Annotated in this window: 20 protein-coding genes and 1 other RNA gene; 8 read left to right on the forward strand and 13 right to left on the reverse strand. The window is 32.3% G+C overall.

Annotated elements, in window-relative coordinates; all coding sequences use genetic code 11:
• Positions 1–113: 113 nt before the first annotated feature.
• Both ygiD and ACFSC2_RS05685 read right to left on the reverse strand, forming a co-directional pair.
• Positions 114–944, reverse strand: coding sequence for a 4,5-DOPA-extradiol-dioxygenase (gene ygiD, locus ACFSC2_RS05680; protein WP_379816440.1), 831 nt, complete (start codon positions 942–944; stop codon positions 114–116).
• A gap of 85 nt (positions 945–1029) precedes the next feature.
• Positions 1030–2439 (reverse strand): ATP-dependent DNA helicase, encoded by a 1410-nt coding sequence (locus tag ACFSC2_RS05685; protein ID WP_379816441.1) that lies wholly within the window; start codon positions 2437–2439, stop codon positions 1030–1032.
• A gap of 458 nt (positions 2440–2897) precedes the next feature.
• On the opposite strand from ACFSC2_RS05685, the gene ACFSC2_RS05690 reads away from it, so the two are divergent.
• Positions 2898–3719, forward strand: coding sequence for a DUF3822 family protein (locus ACFSC2_RS05690; protein WP_379816442.1), 822 nt, complete (start codon positions 2898–2900; stop codon positions 3717–3719).
• On the forward strand, positions 3716–4321 hold the full coding sequence (locus ACFSC2_RS05695) for an RsmD family RNA methyltransferase (protein ID WP_379816443.1): 606 nt from the start codon (positions 3716–3718) through the stop codon (positions 4319–4321). The genes ACFSC2_RS05690 and ACFSC2_RS05695 overlap by 4 nt, the downstream gene beginning before the upstream one ends.
• Before the next feature lie 189 nt (positions 4322–4510).
• Here ACFSC2_RS05695 and ACFSC2_RS05700 read toward each other — a convergent pair whose 3' ends face one another.
• A complete protein-coding gene (locus ACFSC2_RS05700) occupies positions 4511–6622 on the reverse strand; it encodes a TonB-dependent receptor domain-containing protein (RefSeq protein ID WP_379816444.1) in 2112 nt (703 codons plus the stop codon).
• Between the two features lie 115 nt (positions 6623–6737).
• Between ACFSC2_RS05700 and ACFSC2_RS05705 the strand changes: the two genes are divergently transcribed.
• Complete coding sequence (locus tag ACFSC2_RS05705) at positions 6738–8117, forward strand: sensor histidine kinase (RefSeq protein ID WP_379816445.1); 1380 nt, start codon at positions 6738–6740, stop codon at positions 8115–8117.
• A gap of 10 nt (positions 8118–8127) precedes the next feature.
• Positions 8128–8817 (forward strand): response regulator transcription factor, encoded by a 690-nt coding sequence (locus ACFSC2_RS05710; RefSeq protein WP_379816446.1) that lies wholly within the window; start codon positions 8128–8130, stop codon positions 8815–8817.
• 2 nt (positions 8818–8819) lie between these two features.
• On the opposite strand, the gene ACFSC2_RS05715 is transcribed toward ACFSC2_RS05710, so the two are convergent.
• Complete coding sequence (locus ACFSC2_RS05715) at positions 8820–9470, reverse strand: hypothetical protein (RefSeq protein WP_379816447.1); 651 nt, start codon at positions 9468–9470, stop codon at positions 8820–8822.
• A gap of 185 nt (positions 9471–9655) precedes the next feature.
• Here ACFSC2_RS05715 and ACFSC2_RS05720 point away from each other — a divergent pair, with 185 nt between their 5' ends.
• Entirely contained in the window at positions 9656–9850 is a 195-nt protein-coding gene (locus ACFSC2_RS05720) for a hypothetical protein (RefSeq protein WP_194141286.1), read from the forward strand.
• Positions 9851–9942: 92 nt separating this feature from the next.
• Here the strand turns inward: ACFSC2_RS05720 and ACFSC2_RS05725 are convergent, their stop codons facing one another.
• The gene (locus tag ACFSC2_RS05725; protein ID WP_379816448.1) at positions 9943–11190 is read right to left on the reverse strand and encodes a cation:dicarboxylate symporter family transporter; all 1248 of its coding nucleotides are present in this window, start codon (positions 11188–11190) and stop codon (positions 9943–9945) included.
• Between the two features lie 31 nt (positions 11191–11221).
• Positions 11222–11562, reverse strand: an RNA gene (gene rnpB, locus ACFSC2_RS05730) — RNase P RNA component class A.
• A gap of 125 nt (positions 11563–11687) precedes the next feature.
• On the opposite strand from rnpB, the gene ACFSC2_RS05735 reads away from it, so the two are divergent.
• The gene (locus ACFSC2_RS05735; protein WP_379816449.1) at positions 11688–11981 is read left to right on the forward strand and encodes an SH3 domain-containing protein; all 294 of its coding nucleotides are present in this window, start codon (positions 11688–11690) and stop codon (positions 11979–11981) included.
• Positions 11982–12105: 124 nt separating this feature from the next.
• Here ACFSC2_RS05735 and ACFSC2_RS05740 read toward each other — a convergent pair whose 3' ends face one another.
• The 7 genes from ACFSC2_RS05740 to ACFSC2_RS05770 all read right to left on the reverse strand — a co-directional run bounded on the left by ACFSC2_RS05740 (position 12106) and on the right by ACFSC2_RS05770 (position 15980).
• Positions 12106–12480: a LysM peptidoglycan-binding domain-containing protein gene (locus tag ACFSC2_RS05740; RefSeq protein ID WP_379816450.1), complete on the reverse strand. Its 375-nt coding sequence runs from the start codon at positions 12478–12480 to the stop codon at positions 12106–12108.
• A 2-nt stretch (positions 12481–12482) separates the two neighbouring features.
• Entirely contained in the window at positions 12483–12962 is a 480-nt protein-coding gene (locus ACFSC2_RS05745) for a BON domain-containing protein (RefSeq protein WP_379816451.1), read from the reverse strand.
• A gap of 130 nt (positions 12963–13092) precedes the next feature.
• A complete protein-coding gene (locus ACFSC2_RS05750; protein ID WP_379816452.1) occupies positions 13093–13806 on the reverse strand; it encodes an exonuclease/endonuclease/phosphatase family protein in 714 nt (237 codons plus the stop codon).
• A gap of 10 nt (positions 13807–13816) precedes the next feature.
• On the reverse strand, positions 13817–14263 hold the full coding sequence (locus ACFSC2_RS05755; RefSeq protein WP_379816453.1) for a GNAT family N-acetyltransferase: 447 nt from the start codon (positions 14261–14263) through the stop codon (positions 13817–13819).
• 23 nt (positions 14264–14286) lie between these two features.
• Entirely contained in the window at positions 14287–14733 is a 447-nt protein-coding gene (locus tag ACFSC2_RS05760; protein WP_379816454.1) for a nuclear transport factor 2 family protein, read from the reverse strand.
• 18 nt (positions 14734–14751) lie between these two features.
• Positions 14752–15027, reverse strand: a complete 276-nt coding sequence (locus ACFSC2_RS05765) for a hypothetical protein (RefSeq protein WP_379816455.1) — start codon at positions 15025–15027, stop codon at positions 14752–14754.
• 152 nt (positions 15028–15179) lie between these two features.
• Entirely contained in the window at positions 15180–15980 is an 801-nt protein-coding gene (locus ACFSC2_RS05770; protein ID WP_379816456.1) for a hypothetical protein, read from the reverse strand.
• Between the two features lie 146 nt (positions 15981–16126).
• On the opposite strand from ACFSC2_RS05770, the gene ACFSC2_RS05775 reads away from it, so the two are divergent.
• Positions 16127–16783 (forward strand): hypothetical protein, encoded by a 657-nt coding sequence (locus ACFSC2_RS05775; protein WP_379816457.1) that lies wholly within the window; start codon positions 16127–16129, stop codon positions 16781–16783.
• A gap of 62 nt (positions 16784–16845) precedes the next feature.
• On the forward strand, positions 16846–17931 hold the full coding sequence (dnaX, locus tag ACFSC2_RS05780; RefSeq protein ID WP_379816458.1) for a DNA polymerase III subunit gamma/tau: 1086 nt from the start codon (positions 16846–16848) through the stop codon (positions 17929–17931).
• Positions 17932–18254 lie beyond the last annotated feature (323 nt).

Below are 18254 nucleotides of genomic sequence, written 5' to 3' on the forward strand. Positions count from 1 at the left end.
TTTATATCTTTTTATTTTTTTTAGCGAATCTTTGCGAAAAATCTTTGCGCTGCTTTGTGAAATTATAACACAGAGATTCGCAAAGATTTGCACTGAGATTCACAGAGTTTTTTTTACATAATTTTTACCGAAGTCATACTTAAAGAACCTGCCAATAATTTGTCGTTAAACAAACTCAAATCATCAGTTTTGTCTTTTAAGCCTAAAGTATACAATAATGGCAAATAATGTTCTGGCGTTGGAACAGCCAACTGAACTGCTTTATTTAATTTTTCAAAATTGACTAAAGATTGAAAATCGCCATTTAACAAATGATTGTTTACGGTTTGACGCGCTTCAATTGCCCAGTCATAACCATAATTATCTTTATCAAAATTCCTGAAATCAACCATTCGAAGATTGTGAACAATATTACCGCTTCCGATAATCAAAACCCCTTTGTAACGTAAAGCTTGAAGTTTTTGTGCCAATTCAAAATGATATTGTCCTGATTTGGTATAATCGATACTTAATTGAATCACGGGAACATCTGCATCCGGATATAAATGTTTAATGACGCTCCAAGCACCATGATCCAATCCCCAATGTTCGTCTAATTCGACCATAACTGGATCTAGGATTTTCTGTGTTTCAACTGCAAGTTGCGGACTTCCTTTTGCAGGATATTGCACATCAAAAAGTGCCTGCGGGAAACCTCCAAAATCATGAATCGTTCTCGGCATTTCCATTGAAGTAACTTTTGTTCCTTTTGTATACCAATGCGCCGAAACACATAAAATAGCGTTTGGCTGCGGTAATGTTTTAGCCAAATCACGAAAACCAGCCACAAACTGATTTTCTTCAATAGCATTCATCGGACTGCCGTGTCCTAAAAAAAGAACAGGCATTTTATCGGTATTCGAAAACGAAGACGAAATCGAATGTAAGTCGTTTAGTGTTGTCATTATAAAAAATATTTAAACACAAATTTCACAGATTTACACTAATTTAAATTAAAAAAATTGGTGCTGATTCGTGAATTTAGTGTTTTTATTCCTCAAAACTCTCGTCTTTAAAGCCTATCAAATATAACTTATTTTTGGCACGTGTCATTGCTGTATAAAGCCATCTGATGTAATCGCGGTCAATTCCGTTTGGGAGGTACGGTTGTTCTATAAAAACGGTGTTCCACTGCCCTCCTTGCGATTTATGACACGTTATGGCGTAGGAGAATTTAACTTGTAAACCGTTAAAATATTCGTTTTCTTTTACTTTTTGCAATCTCTTGTATTTCGTTGTTTCCTCTTCATAATCCTTCATAACTTCTTCGTACAAACGATTCGATTCTTCATAGGTTAAAGAAGGAGATTCGCTCGTTAAAGTATCTAAAATCAAAACGGTTTCAAAAGGTTTTTGATTTGGATAATCGACCATTCTGATTTTTACTTTCGCGAATTTAAATCCGTATAATTCTTTGATTCCGAACATTTCTAAAACTTCGATAATATCTCCGTTGGCAATAAATCCGGCTTCGTCGGTTTCTTTCAGCCAGAAATAATTGTTTTTTACAACCATCAGAAAATCGCCGACAGAAAGTTCACTTTCTTTAAATAAAATGCGGCTTCGAATCTGTTCGTTATATTGATTGGCTCTTTTGTTAGAACGCACAATAAACGCCGTATCTTCAATACTCCAATCGCTGTACGCTGTATTTATAGCATCTTGAATGTCGTAACCGTCTGTTAAACGAACGATATCTTTAAACTTTTTTACGTTGAATTTAAATTCTGTAATAAAACTCTCTTTCAGTAATTCACGCAATTCAGTTGCATTGAATAAAATTCCAGAACTTTCTTCCTGACGCATTACTTCATCTAGTTCGATATGATCAATTTCTTTATCATAATGCACTCCTAAAGTCTGAATATCGAGCGCTGGACTTATATCTAAATTTACGGGCGGCAACTGTGCTGTATCTCCTAAAAGAATCATTTTACAGTTATTTCCAGAATACACATAATTAATCAAATCATCGAGAAGAGAACCGCTGTCTAAATTGCTGTCCGAAATCATCGAAGCTTCATCGACAATAAAAACAGTATTTTTATGTTTGTTGACTTGTTTCGTAAATGCTACACCGCCTCCAGAAGATTTCTTCGGAAAATAGATCTTTTTATGAATCGTAAATGCTGAATTATTCGAATAATTCGCAATTACTTTTGCCGCGCGTCCTGTTGGGGCCAGCAAAACATATTTTTTATTAATGTCTCCCAGATTATTTACAATGGTCGAAATCAAGGTTGTTTTTCCTGTACCCGCATAACCTTTCAATACAAAAATGGTATCGTTTTTTGGTTCCGTTAAGAAAATAGCGATTTTTTGAAAAAAAATATCCTGTTTGTAAGTGGGTGCAAATGGAAATCGTTTTTGTAAAATACCGTAAAACAGTGCAGAATTCATAGAGTAATATTGAAACACAAAGTTCGGCTTTTTTAATGGCAATTTCAACTTTAAATAATTTAAACATATTTAAATATTTTAAACCATATAAGTGATATAAGGTATTTAAGTTGAGACTAAATTGTTCGCTGATAAAACGGATTCGCTATCACGAAGACACGGATTTAGGCTGATTTTTTTTAAACTCTTAAAACTAAAATTCGTTTTTTTCTGCGTTTTCGCGATAGCGAATCCGTTCATCAGCGTCTAAAACTTCAGCATCAAAACTTTTTAAATGAACTTATATCACTTATATGGTTCAAAAAACACCATAACCAAACCTTTTCTTAACCTTGTTTTAAACGCCATTTGAAATTGTTTTTTGAAATTGCAATTATAATTGTTCCTTTTTAATTTGTAAGTTTGTGGCGCCTAAAATTCTTTCTTGATTTAAACAGGTAACGAATTGTAAATCAACTATGTCATTACACAATACTAACATTACTTCAAAAATTTATAAAAAACTTTCTATTCAGGTTTCTCTAACGGGATTCTCTTATTGCTGTTTTGATACGTTAAATAATCTGATTACTTCTTTTAAAGAAATTCAGTTTGAAACTTCAAATAAAACAGTAAAAATTGAAGATTTATTCACGGAGGCTTTCAAAAACAATCCAGAGTTACGAGATACTTATGATGAAGTAATGGTCATTCACAACAGTAACCTTTCGACTTTTGTTCCAACGGCTTTGTTTGACGAAAATTATTTAGGAAGTTATCTCCAATACAATACAAAAGTTTTTGAAACCGACTTTTTTACTTTCGATACCATTTCAAATTATCAAATGAATGCGGTTTATATTCCGTATGTAAACATCAATAATTTCCTTATTGATAACGTAGGTTCTTTTGATTCTAAACATGCTAACAGCATTTTGGTCGAAAAAATTCTGGATAATTCAAGAAATAACGATGAAAAGAAAATGGTTGTAAATTTCAATCCAGGACATTTCGAAGTTATCGTCGTTCAAAATCAGAAACTATTGTTGTTCAATTCTGTAGAATACAATACGCCAGAAGATTTTATTTACTATATCTTATTTACTGCAGAGCAATTGAGTCTTAATCCAGAGAGTTTTCAATTAGAATTTTTAGGAACTATTTCAGAAAACGATCCTTTTTATGCAATTGCTTACAAATATGTACGTCATATTTCGTTTATGGATGTAACCAAACTGCAAGAAAAGAACAACTATACAACAGCTCAAAATCAAAAACATTATATCTTATTTCAATCATGAGAATCATTTCAGGAAAATACAAAGGGCGCCGCATTTTTCCCCCGAAAAATCTACCTGTAAGACCAACGACTGATATGAGTAAAGAAGCATTATTTAATGTTTTGAATAATCATTTTAGTTTTGACAGCTTAAAGGTTTTGGATTTATTTTCGGGAACCGGAAATATCAGCTACGAATTTGCTTCACGCGGAAGCGCACCCATTACGTCTGTTGACGGCGATTTTGGATGTGTAAAATTTATTAAACAAGTTTCTTCGGAATTTGATTTTGACATTGCCGCTACTAAAAGTGATGTTTTCAAATTTTTAGAAAACTGCAAAACGACTTACGATATCATTTTTGCGGATCCACCTTACGGATTGGATCAGGCAACTTTTGAAAAAATTGTTTTAACTGTCTTTGAAAGAGATTTACTAGAAGACGACGGCATGATGATTATCGAGCATTCTAAATACACAAAACTCGATCATATGAGTAATTTTTCTTTTCAGAAAAGTTACGGTGGTTCTTACTTTAGTTTTTTCGAATTAAATTCTACCGATGATGATGAAGAATTACCTCATGATGATTCTAAAAAAGAAATAGAAGAAGACGAAGGGTAATCTATTGCATCGTAGATGCAGTATTTTTTAGCCACGAATTGCACCAATTTTCGCGAATTTCTTTTAAAATATCAATTGCCTCCAGCTTTAACTGGAGGTTTTTTATTGACATTAGCTTTTTTTTTAATTGAATTTGTATTTTAATTAAAGCCTCTCAAAAAACACTTCTTTTATTCTAAACTCAATATTCTATTTAATTCTGCTTTCATTCTCATCAATACTTTTTTCTTTGTAATCGGATTTTTTGACTTTTCCGAAAGTGTATCGAAGCGAAATTGAGATTTCGCGGGCATCTACCAAATATTTTGATTTAGAATTTACGTCGTTTATTGCCAATTGTTCTGTATAAATGGTACTTCTAAAAACATCATTAAAACTCAACGTACAATTCCAATTCTTATAAGTTTTCGCCAACGACATATCCATAATAAAATTGGCGCCATGTTCGTAAATTCCTTTGTATTGTTTTGTTGCGCCCCACCAGCCTATTACAAATTTGTAACCTTTGGTAAGATCAAATTCGTTGTTCGAATAGTAATAAACGTAAGGTTTTGAAGTCATAAAGACAGCCGCTTTGTCTTGTACTTTTTCTAAGAAAAACACCAGCGAATTTGTTGTTGTCCAGAATTTATAAGTAAAAGGCAATTCAAAATCTAAACTAAATCCAGATTCTCGATTAAAATTAACCTCAGAAATAGTTAAAATATTGGTTTCTTTATTGAAAACAAAACTAGAATACATCGGGTTTTGAACATCATAATAACTCAACTTAACCGTTTTATCGTGATACTGAAAAGTAGTCGAAATTTCATCGACAATCGCGGGATTCAGATTTATACTGCTTCCATAAATAAAATACGGATTTATATAGGTTGAAATCTGACTTAGAGACGAATAATTTGGCCTTACAATACTTTTTGCATAATTCAAACTAATGCTTTTTGTGCTGTCAACAGAAAATGTAAACTGTGCTTTCGGAAATAAATTGGTGTAATTTTTATCTAATGCGGGAGAAATATCCGATTGGAACATTCCTTTTACGTTTGTATTTTCAATTCGTAAACCAAAAGAAAAATCGATCTTTTTTATTTTTCCCGAAAGCTGTGTGTAAGCGGCCGCATTTTGTTCTTTAAAATTATAATTTGAAGTTACATTTTGATTTTCATCATAATTAAAAATAACAGCATCAGATTTCGATTTTGCTTGTAAAAACAAACCTCCGTATTCCCAATTCATTTCGTTTTTAAACTTTTTTTCCAAATCAATTCTTCCAGAAAAAACATCGACATTAAATTTCTGATCACGGTTTTGAGACAATTCAAATTCGGTTTCATTAAAATTATTTTCGACCAAACTCAACAAATGCTGGTTAAAATTAGAATACTGAAAACCAGCAAACAATTTTGTATCGATAAATTTTAGCTTTTTCGAATAATTTACAAACGAGTTCACAAAGTTCTTTTTACTCGAATTATCGCTTAAAGTCAAAACGTTATTTATTTCTTGCTGATTCTTATTGTATGTAAAAGTGTTAATTGGAAAAGTATCGTTTTGAAGTCTGCTGTTCACATTAATCGAAAAATAATCATCATCATTTATTTTATAAAATAATCCGCCTCCAAAAACATATTTATGTCTTTTAGTCGTAGCCGTAACATCGTAATTTGAAATGATCGAAGCCTGCGGAATCTCATAATCGATTCCGTGACTTTCCCACGGATTGAGACGATTGTAATTAAAATTGGCTTTTAGTTCTAATTTGTTCTTTTTGAAATTCGAATTAAAACCTAAATAATTATTATATTTCTTTTTAAACGACGCCATTTCAGAAATTTCGGTCTTGAAACTGTCTTTTTTACTTAATTTTCTTGTAATCAAAATCACGGCACGACCCGAAGCTTCATATTTCGAAGAAGGATTCTGAATGATTTCAATAGTTTTAATATCGGCAGTCGACAAAGCATTTAAATCGTTCATTTCTACTTTCTGGTTGTCAATATAAATAAGCGGATTTCCTTTGCCGACAAGTGTAATCTTTTCTCGATCAGAACTTATTTGCACCAAAGGTAATTTCGCCAATAAATCGACTGGATTCGGAATCGCGCTGTAAATCGAATTCGCAACATCAACTTTTATGTTTCCGTTGTTATTGGTAAATGCTTTTTTATTTTGGGTAATAACAACTTCTTTTAACTCTTTTGAAATGGAATCTTTTGGTGTTTCGTTTTGTGCCTTTCCAATTAAGGAAAACAGAAACAGATAGATAATGATGAAAATTTTTAAGGGCAGGCAAATATTCATTTTGTAAAAGGTTTTGATTATGGTTTTGCAAAAATGAATCGGAAACCACGATTTGAAAGTTAATTGAAGGTTAATCGAGAGTTAATCTGTATTTTCTATCGTAAAAGCTTTATTTTTGAAACGAATTTCAATGGATATGAAACAAAGAATCAATCTCTTAATAACATTTTCAATCATTGCGCTGATTATTTTATCAACTGTGCAATGTTATTTGGTTAAAACCGCTTACGATTACAAAGTGGCGCAGTTTCATACGGAAATCAAAAACGAAATTGCTTTGATTACCAATAATTACAATGATATTGATTCGGCTTTTATTTCTAAAAAAGAAGCGCTTTATAAAAGTCTTTCTGAAAGATATATTCACGGAAAAAACAACAAATCTGAAATTCAGAAAGGAATTATTGAAAATGATTATCGCGATGCCGTTACACAAAGAATCCAACGAAAATTTGAACGGGATCTTCCAAATCTAAAAATCGATTTTGCGATTGTTCTCAACAAATTTATTCTGTATAAAAACGCTCAAAAAAAAGATACTATTTTCTCCGAAAAACCTTTTATTCAGAATAAATTGTACGGAAATCTGGCTTCTTTAAATCAGGCGTTTCTTGTTCGAAATTATGTTGGAACAACCAATACCAATCTTGCTGGACAAGACTATAAATTATTGACGGAAGATTCGATGTATGTTTCGGTTGTCGATTGGGAAATGATTATTTTAAAGCGAATGACTTTTATTCTGATTCTTTCGTTATTATCTATTTTAACCTTAATAAGCCTATTTGTAATTGCGATTAAGGCATTAATTAAACAGAAAAAAGTAAACGAAGTAAAAACCGATTTCATCAACAATATTACGCACGAACTAAAAACGCCTTTGGCAACTTTAGGAATTTCGACTAAAATTTTGGAGCGAAAAGACATTCGTGAAAACGAAGAAAACTTCAATTTAGTTGTGAATACTATTTCGCGTCAAAACACTCGTTTACAAAGTTTGATCGATCAGGTTATGGCGAATTCTTTGGCCGAAAATCAAATCGAACTGCAAAAAGAAAAAGTAAAAGCTGGAAATTTTCTTTTAACGATTATTGAAGATTTTAAAGTTGCGCATCCTAAAATTGATATTCTAACTGATTTTAAGGAAGCAAATACCAATTTGATTTTAGATCCTTTTCATTTAACAACGGCGCTTTTAAATGTGCTGGAAAATGCTGTAAAATATGGTTCTGATAAGATTACAATCAAAACCAATTTATATCAGGATCAGTTTTCAATAAGCATTGAAGACAACGGAATCGGAATCGAAAAAAATAAACAAGCCTTATTGTTTGAAAAATTTTATCGTGTAGAACAAGGAAATCTGCACAATACAAAAGGTTTAGGTTTAGGTTTGTTTTACGTAAATCAAATTATAAAAGCGCATCAGGGTTCTGTTAACGTGATCAGCGATTTAGGAAAAGGTGCTCAGTTTACTATTTTATTAAAAGTTTAATTCCCTTATTTTGAAAAGATTACTTTTAGCCGAAGACGATTTTGATTTTGCTGCGATTCTAAAACAATATTTAGAACTGCATCAATATGAGGTGATTTGGGCAGAAAATGGCGAAATGGCTCTAGATTATTTTAAAAACCAAACTTTTGATATTTGTGTTTTTGATGTAATGATGCCTAAACTAGACGGATTTTCTTTGGCAGAAAAAATCATTGATATTAATCCTGAAACGCCTTTTATTTTCTTGACAGCAAGAAAGTTAAAAGAAGATAAAATCATCGGATTAAAACTTGGTGCGGATGATTATATCGTAAAACCTTTTGAAGCCGATGAACTGATTCTTCGTCTGCAGAATATCTTAAAAAGAATTGAACAAAAGAGAAACTTAAATGGTATTAATACAATTGAAATTGGTTCGTATATTTTTGATAACGAACGTTTAACACTTAGTCATCAAAATCACATTCAACAGCTTACCGAAAAAGAAGCTTCTCTTATTGAGTATTTATATCTAAACCACAATCAGTTATTAAAAAGAGACCAGATTTTAATGTCGGTTTGGAAAAACGACGATTATTTCTCTGGTCGAAGCATGGATGTTTTTATCAGCAGACTTCGAAAATATTTTAACTCAGATCCGAAAATTAGTATCGAAAGTACTCGAAATATTGGACTGGAATTTAAAATAAATAAAAACTGATTTTATTTAAGCCTTTTTACTCCAAAGTAATATTTAAGTTCTATTCCGTAAACACCGTTATTATCGGTTCGTTCGGTTCCTGGATTTAATTTATCAAAAGCATGAGAAACCCTAACGGAACTATAGCTGAGATTCATTGCCAGTGAATTAGAATACCATGTATCAAAGTTAAAAACCACTCCAAATCCGATTCCATAATTATGCTGTGAAATTGATGTACTTCTTTCTTTTGTACCAGTACCTAATTGACTGCTTGTGCTAATTGTTTCTGTGGCACTAATTAACGAATAAATGTATTTTGGGAAAATTTGAAAATAGGCACTTTCACCATAATTGCTCAAAGAAATTTTTGGAGCAAAACTAAAATTCACATTAGAAAAAGTTTTGTCTGATGTATTCACATTAGCGTTCAAATTTGGTTTGTTTTTAAATTTTCCAAACATATAATTGGCTTCAATTTCTGGCAGGAAAAAACCAAATAGTTTATATTCTGCACCTGCAGAAAGACTTACGGCTGGAGATGATTGCAAATCTTTTTCAAAAGAATATAAGTGAACAAAACCTCCCAATCCTACATACGGGCGTAATTCTTGAGCATTTACTGCAAATATAGAAAGCAAAAAAGTGAATAAGATTAAGTAGTTTTTCTTCATAGGTGGTATTTTAATAGCAGCCACAAAAATAGCATTTTAACAATACCGCTGACATTTAATCAAAAAATAATCTTACTAATTTTTGAATCCAATTTAGATGCAAAAAATATAATTTTCTAAACCAATTTTATAACACATTCAAAACAAATGTATTATAAATTTGAGTAACATTAAAACTAAAAGTCATGAACCTAAAACGCTTTTTTGGAGGCTTATTGACAATTCTCGGAATTGTCGGTCTCATATATACCGCGGTTATTTTTGCCGGCACTTCTGGCGCGACACGCGACATTAAATCTCTTATCATTTACGGAATATTAGGAATCGTATTTTTTATGTCTGGAATCAGTTTGGTTCGTACTACTAAAGATGAGTCTTAGAAATTAAGGAACAAAGGTTCAAAGGTTCAGAGGTACACAGTTTTTTAATTGCTTTGTACCTCTGAACCTTTGCCTCTTTGAACCTAAAATAACTACTCCGAAACTCGATCAAGATTCAACTCTGTAAAATCTCTTTCGGTTTTGGAGATTATGATTGTTGCTGTAGTATTTCCTATTAGGTTGGTAATTGCTCTGGCTTCGCTCATAAATTTATCTACGCCCAATAAAAAAGCAAGACCCTCTACAGGAATTTTATGCAAAGCCGTTAAAGTCGATGCCAATACAATAAAACCGCTCCCTGTTACACCTGCTGCGCCTTTTGAAGTAATCATTAAAATTCCGATTACAGTTAAGATTTCGAAGAAACTCAAATGAACATCATACAATTGTGCCAGAAAAATTACTGACATGGAAAGATATATCGAAGTTCCATCGAGATTAAAAGAGTATCCCGTGGGAATTACCAATCCTACAACCGATTTACTGCATCCCATTCTTTCTAACTTTACCATAATACTTGGCAAAGCGGCTTCTGAAGATGAAGTTCCGAGAACGAGTAAAAGTTCTTCTTTAATATATTTTAAGATCGAAAGTATACTGATTTTATAATATTTAAGAATGCTTCCTAAGATTAAAAACACAAAAAGCGCCATTGTCAAATAAACGCAAAGCATTAGTTTTCCAAGCGGAATTAAAGTTGCCAGACCAAACTTTCCGATTGTGTACGCCATTCCGCCAAAGGCTCCAATCGGCGCTAGATACATTACATATTTTAAACCCTTAAAAACGACATTAGAAAAGCGTTCTAAAATCAAAATAGTCTGTTCTCTTTTCTTGTAAAAATTCAACAGAATACCGCAGACAATTGCCGCTAAAAGGACTTGAAGTGTAAAATTGGATAAGAAAAACTTGAGCCACGAAAAATCTTCTGCTGTACTACTGGTATATTTACTTGCATCTTGGAGTGCCAATCCTGCTTTGTCTATTTTACCGGGTTGAAAAATATAGGCAACTGCAACTCCAATCGCTAATGCAATTGTCGAAACCACTTCAAAATAAGTTAATGCTTTTACACCAATTCTTCCCACTTTTTTAAGATTCCCCATTCCAGAAATCCCTAAAACTATTGTCAAGAAAATAATCGGACCAATAAAAAGCTTGATAATATCTACGAAAGTCTCGCCGACAATCTTCATTTTTATGCCATTTTCAGGCGAATAATGTCCGAGTAAAACACCCGCGATTATGGCTATTAAAACCCAAAAAGTAAGATTGGTAAAAACTTGATAATAAATACTTTTGCTGGATTTTGAAACAGCTTTTGGTGTGGTTGAATTCATGAAAGTTAGTTAGATACTTTCGCAAATATATAAAAAATGCAGACCTGTAAGCCGGATTCTGTTCTTGTCTCGTTTTTAAGGCGAAACAATACCTTATCATTTATCTAGATCCAGCATTACTGCTGGACTCAATCTACCTACCCTTCGGCAACGAACGAGAAGCCCTTAAATGCCGATATACTTGGTATTTCACCGCATAGAGTTTACCTGGTTTCACTACAGCATTACCTGTACATACTTTCTGCTGCACTTGTCCTAATCCTCTCGTTCCAAAAAACGACAGAACCGACGGGCGTTACCCGCTATGCTTCTCTATGGTGTCCGGACTTTCCTCCCTCCGCCGAGGCGGACGACGATAAGGCGGTCTGCGCTGCAAAAGTAGGGATTTATGAACTAACAATAATGATTTTAAATTTCAGATTTTATGAGTCTAATTCTAACTTTTTAATTTTAAAATAGTTATCTTTAAAATTCATTAATTTTTAAAGTCAATTATCATGAAGAGAATGTATCATTACGCAACTGTTTCAAAAGCTTTAGATCAATTGAATGAAAAAGGATTTACATGTGATTTTAATCGAAATTCAGATTTGATTAAAAAGAATCCTCAGAAATTTGAAATTGTTCATGTGTATCGATACGAAGGGGAATCGGACCCAGCAGATGAGGCAGTTGTATACGGAATTAAATCGACGACGGGTAAAAAGGGCGTTTATGTAGCTGGCTTTTCAGCAGACTCAGATCAGGAAACTGCTAAGTTATTGTTTGATTTGAGTATAAGGGGCAGGTAAAACTTTAAATTCTAATTTTTAAATTCCAAATTCCAATAGTAATGGAATGGGGGTAAAAATTAAAATCCAAATTCCAATTCTACATCTGTAAAATTGGAATTTGGATTTTTTATTGCATTTTATTTTAAACTGTGGGTATTTTTAATTTCCAACCTGGCTGTATCAAATCGGGATTTGAAATAATATCTTTATTGGCCTCAAAAATATCCTGCCAAGAAACTCCGTATGCTTTTCCGATTTTCGAAAGAGAATCTCCTATTTCAACCGTATATTCTCTAGAAACTCCTTCTGCAACTTCTATATTCATGACCATATCTCCTGCTCTGTAATCGGGATCGATTTTATTGTAGGTATCCCAAAGTTTATCTTTATCTGTCGCAGATTGTGCTGTTCCGTCGATATACAAAACATTGTCTTGTTCTCTAACCTCTAGATTTGAAATTCCAAGTTCAGAAGCCAAATCAATTACTTCTCTGTATTTATCTTCTAAATTCATCATGACTATTTAATAATTAATTTATTGTCTACCTGTTTTGGATGCAATTCTTGCAAACTCTGCATTAAAGGCTGTAATTTATCTCTTTTGATTTCGCCCGAAAGTGTAACAATACCGCCAACAACCGTTGCGCTGACACCTTCATAATCTTTTACAAGTTTGCTTACGGATTTATCTAAGTCAGCATCAGAATTTATGACAACAGTTGCTGCAGCAGGCTCTTGATTGGCTCTTGCAAGTTCACAGGTATTTACAACAGATTTGACACCTTTTACTGCTCGAACACTTTTCTCGATATTTTTTTTATAGGCTTCATCATCGCATGTTCCTGTTATGGTCGCTACACCCTCATGTACAGTAACGGTAATATCTGGATCATTACCTAGTTTTTCTGCAATCGCTTTTTCGACATCTGCATCTTTTGGAGCGCACGCTGCAAGAGAAACTACAAGCCCCATTCCCAATAAAATTGATCTGATTTTCATAATAGTAGATTTTAATAATTAATCCATTCAAAATTAAAGAGATTCATTATCAAATAATTATAGAAAAATCTATCGTTTTTACAACTTTCACAGTAAAATCAGACAATTGAAGATTTTTAATACTAAAAAATTAAATCGCAAAATTTACAATAAGCGGTTTGTGGTCGCTGTGCATTTTCCAGTCGTTATAAGTTCCGACTTCTACACTTTCCAAAACTTCGGTAAATTCCTGAGAAGCAAAACAATAATCAAGATGATATGGCTTGTTTTCGTGTCGGTATAAAAACAAAGTGGGATGAATTTCCTTTCCATGTTCCTGATTGAAAAATTTGTGATATACGCTTACTATATTTTTTTCTGCCAATTTATTGACTACCGTAGAATGATTTCCTTCTCTTTTGGGCTTATCCCAAATAGTATTGCTGTTGAAGTCGCCAATTAAGATCGTTTTGTTTTCAGAAAGCAATTTTTCGTAATAATTAATTGCTTTCCAGACCTGAGTAACATATTGTCCGTCTTTATCCTGCGGATTATTTGCCCATACAGCGAAAAGTATAAAATCGATTTTTCCGTTGGTTACGGCAATTGGCAGTATATTTTTAAAATTGGGATTATGGCAATCCATCAACTCAAATCGGTAATGGCTGTAGGAGAAAACGCCAAGTCCTTTATTCTGATTGGTTCCGTACCAAAGTACATCGGTTGGAATCAGAGTATCTTCTGAAAATTTTAGTCTTTCGATATTCTCACATTCTGGAATTACAAGAATATCCGGCTGATGAATCAGGATAAACGCTGCTTTTTTTCTGAAAGCCATATTGCAATTCCAAGTTATGATTTTCATTTTTCAGCTTTTACATTAATTCTGTATTCAGTTCAAATAAAATAAAAGCATCATTTTCTATACCGCCTTTTTCTTTTTCAACAAATCCGATTTTTTTATAAAATGCAACTGCTTTTGTATTTTTTTGAAGACATTTTAATCGCAGCGGAAAACCTATTTCGTTTATAATAGCTTTTAAAAGCGATTTTCCAATTCCCTGTTGTTGAAATTCTCGATCAATATATAAATGATGGATAAACTTATTGGGCATCCAAACCGAAATAAATCCGATTGGTTTATTTTCCGAAAAAGCAGTTAAAATATATTCTCCGTGGGTTTCTTTATCAAAATCTATTAAATCGAATTTGGTTTGGTCTTTCCAGACAAAAGTTTCTTTGCGGACTTTCAAGAAAAGTTCTTGCAGCGCAGTTCTGTCACTTTCTTTGAATTCGGATATTTTTAATGATTTGTTATTCATAAACTTATAAAATAAATCGCCATTTATTCGTGCTGCGATACATCGTTATATTGCCAGAGTACATTTATGATTTTCCATTCGCCGTTTACCTTTACAATATGCATATAATCAATCCAAGCATCTGCTACTAATTTTACAGATGCTGTCTTTGCAGAAACGTCCAATAACTTGACTTCTTTTCTCGGATTTTTAGGGAATTTATCCCCTTTTACATTGTAAGTTTCAGCCAGAATAATCATGTTTTCTGCAAAAAACTCTGAAACAAAATCTTTCTGTGCCGTTTTATTTCTAAAAACTGATCTTTTTACCATTCTCGGATGCAGCGCACTTTCCATCAATTTCGGATTTGGAGTATGCTGTGCTTCAATATATGCTAATGCTACGCGCTTAATTGCTGCAGAATCCTGAGCGGTTTGCGCTTGAAATTTTGAAGAAACACATAGAAATAATAGAATTAGGTATTTTTTCATATAAGTTAAATATTTTAATTACTCTTCAATCTTATTCTCTTTTAAAACATTCATAACATGAATTTTATAATCATACCAATGTACATTATTTTGATGTTCCGTTACTTTCATTTCTGCTAGAATTTCCTCTATCTTTTTGGAAGCGATTAGATTTTCTTCTTCTTTTTGTATAATATCATTAATTAAACTAGAAGCGATAAACTCAGGAACGTGTAAAATATTTTTTTTTGATTGTGATTCAAAATAACGACACATCATTTGCATTCGCTCAAAATATTCTTGAGAATAATTCATTTAAAATAAAGATAAAAGTGAAGGTCCTCCTCCAAAATAAAAAATGGCTGCTACAATAAACACAAAAAAAATTGCGATCAGGATAAAAGCTGTTAAAAGTAATTTCTTTACCATAAAATTTGGTTTAGTAAGCTGCACGGTTTAGATACTTTTTAACTGCCAATTTTCCCGTAACGTTGTTCCTCAGAAAAATAAATAATTATTGTTTTTCCATTCTTTTTATAAGGATAGAACAATTCATAATTTCCTTTGTGCGAGCTGTATCTTATTTCTTCATTATTTTTATCAAAAACTTCGTTTAAGTAAATTCTTTCCTCTTTACTAGTTTTATATATGTAATCTATTTTTTTGATCTGTGTGGTATCTTTTGGATTTAAAATTTCATAGAAATAATCATTAAAGCCAAGAAAAACAGGCGAACCTTTTATTGTATCTTTTACAATCAGCGTTACGCTCGGAAAATTTTTATCTGTTTCTGATAAAATTTTTAAAGTTTCTGCCGTTTCTTTAATGTATGATTTAGAAAAAGTATAATTCAAAAGTTTGTCACTATTTGATTTATTTGATTCTATAATTGATTTTGCAGAACTAATTAACATGTTTTCCTTTTTGGCAGAAGTCAAATAATTTCCTCCAAAGAGAATGATCAGAATCAATGGAAAAATTAAAATCAAAGTAATAATTTTTCTGCGATTTGATTTTTGATTGACAATATCCTGATTTTGTTTCTCGGCGATTCTTGTCAAATTAAACATTAAATTAATTATTAACGATCCGGCCATAAGCGCAAGAATTCCAAGAATACTTAAGTAAAATGATTCGGTCATATTTTCTCTAAAAACTTTTAGTCCAAAAACCTCAATTACAATAAAGGTAAAGACCCAATAAACCAATAACAGAATAGAGGTTAACCCAATGATATTACTTAATTTCACGATTTGTTTTGCATTCATATTTTTCAGATTTATTAGTTAATATGGTTATTTTTTGGAAGGAAAAATTATTTCAATTCGATTCAAATTCATGCTAAAAATACTATTATTTTTATTAGTTGATAATCATTCCGAAAAAAGATTATTATTGTATAAAAAAACAGCGTATGAAACTAAAATACTTTTTCCTCTTACTGCTTTTATGTCTTTCTAATTATTCTTTTTCTTGTGAATGTAAGCCTATTGACCGTGAAAATATGGTAGAAATAGGTTTGAAGTATGAAATTGTATTCTACGGAGAAACTATAAAAGTTGATTCAATAAAGAGAATTTATACTTTTAGAATTATAGAACTTTTTAAAGGAAAATATAATTCTCAGTTTATTACGCAAAAGTACTACGGCAATTGTTCTATTGTTCCATCTGTAAAACAACTTTGGATTGTTTATGCCAATTTTAACGACGATAAAACTATAGAAATAAGTGGCTGTTCTCCAAGTACTGGATTTAAGCCCTATGGACTTGACTCCATGCCTTCTCCACCTAAAATCAAAATCTCTCAAAAAGCAGATGAGAAAATAGAAATATTGTCTTTTTATGCTTGGGATTTGAAGTTTGAAAACCGAAATTTACAAGATTGGATTTATCAAATAGAGAAATTAAGAATCTACAAAAAATCTCAAAAAGAGATTTCTGACAAAGAAAAAACAGAGTCAAAAATTGAAATTTACAGCAAATACATTATCATTTCTTTGATTGTCAACATCGTATTATTTCTGAGTTTACTGTTTGTTATTTTGAAGAAAAAGAATTTCTTCAAATAAGTAAAATCGGTTTTAAACAACGAAACAAAAGTTATATATTTGCTATCCAATAATAAGAGAATATGGAACAATTTGTAGTATCGGCTCGTAAATACCGCCCGCAGACATTTAAAGATGTTGTGGGACAAAAAGCCATTACCAACACTTTGTTGAATGCTATAGAAACTAATCACTTAGCTTCTGCTCTTTTGTTTACAGGACCGCGTGGAGTTGGTAAAACTACCTGCGCCCGTATTTTGGCTCGTAAAATTAATCAGCCTGGATATGACGATCCTACTGAGGATTTTGCATTTAACGTTTTTGAGTTAGATGCTGCTTCCAACAACTCGGTTGATGATATTCGAAGCCTCATTGATCAGGTTAGAATCCCGCCGCAAACCGGACAATACAAAGTATATATTATTGACGAGGTTCATATGTTGTCTTCGGCCGCTTTTAATGCTTTTCTTAAAACATTAGAAGAACCGCCAAAACACGCTATTTTTATTTTGGCGACAACAGAAAAACACAAAATCCTTCCAACGATTTTATCTCGTTGTCAGATTTTTGATTTCAAAAGAATTACGGTAAAAGATGCTAAAGAACATTTGGCTGATGTTGCTGAAAGTCAAGGAATCGTGTTTGAAGATGATGCCTTGCACATTATTGCTCAAAAGGCAGATGGTGCAATGCGTGATGCCTTGTCTATTTTTGACCGCGTAGTTTCGTATTGCGGAACCAATTTAACGCGTCAGGCTGTAACTGAAAATTTAAACGTTTTAGATTACGAAACTTATATCACAGTTACAGATCTTATTCTTGAAAATAAAATTCCAGATTTATTAATAGCTTACAATGATATTTTAGCAAAAGGTTTTGACGGACACCACTTTATTGCGGGTCTGGCATCGCATTTTAGAGATTTATTGGTAAGTAAAACTCCTGCTACCATTGCTTTATTAGAAGTTGGAGAACAGGCACAGCAAATGTATGGAGTTCAGTCTCAAAAATGTTCGCAGGAATTTTTATTAAAAGGAATTGACATTGCCAACGACTGCGATTTAAAGTATAAATTGAGTCAGAATCAACGTCTTTTGGTTGAATTATGTTTGATGCAATTAGCCTCTATCAACTTTGATGGAGAAAAAAAAAAGCTGAGCAATTCATAATTCCGCCTACTTATTACAAAAACGGCAGTTTTTCTATTGTTGAAGTAATTAAGGAAAATCCAAATTTAAAAACCCAAATTCCAAATTCGACAGGAAATGTCAATGTCAATAACACTCAAAATGACAATGGCAATGTAAATTCCGGCACTGAAAACAGCGTTGAAACTCCTAAGGTTCAGACACAGGAAACACCTCCAAAGGCTGAGACAGATAATTCGCCTAAAGTTTCTGCTTTTTCTTTAGCAAGTATTCGCAAGAAAAAAGAGCTTGAGCAAAGCACCAAATCTTACGTTAAACCTACTTCAGTACTACTTACCGAAGAA

Origin of the sequence: Flavobacterium artemisiae (assembly GCF_042678225.1) — a bacterium.
GTDB classification, from domain to species: Bacteria; Bacteroidota; Bacteroidia; order Flavobacteriales; family Flavobacteriaceae; genus Flavobacterium; species Flavobacterium artemisiae.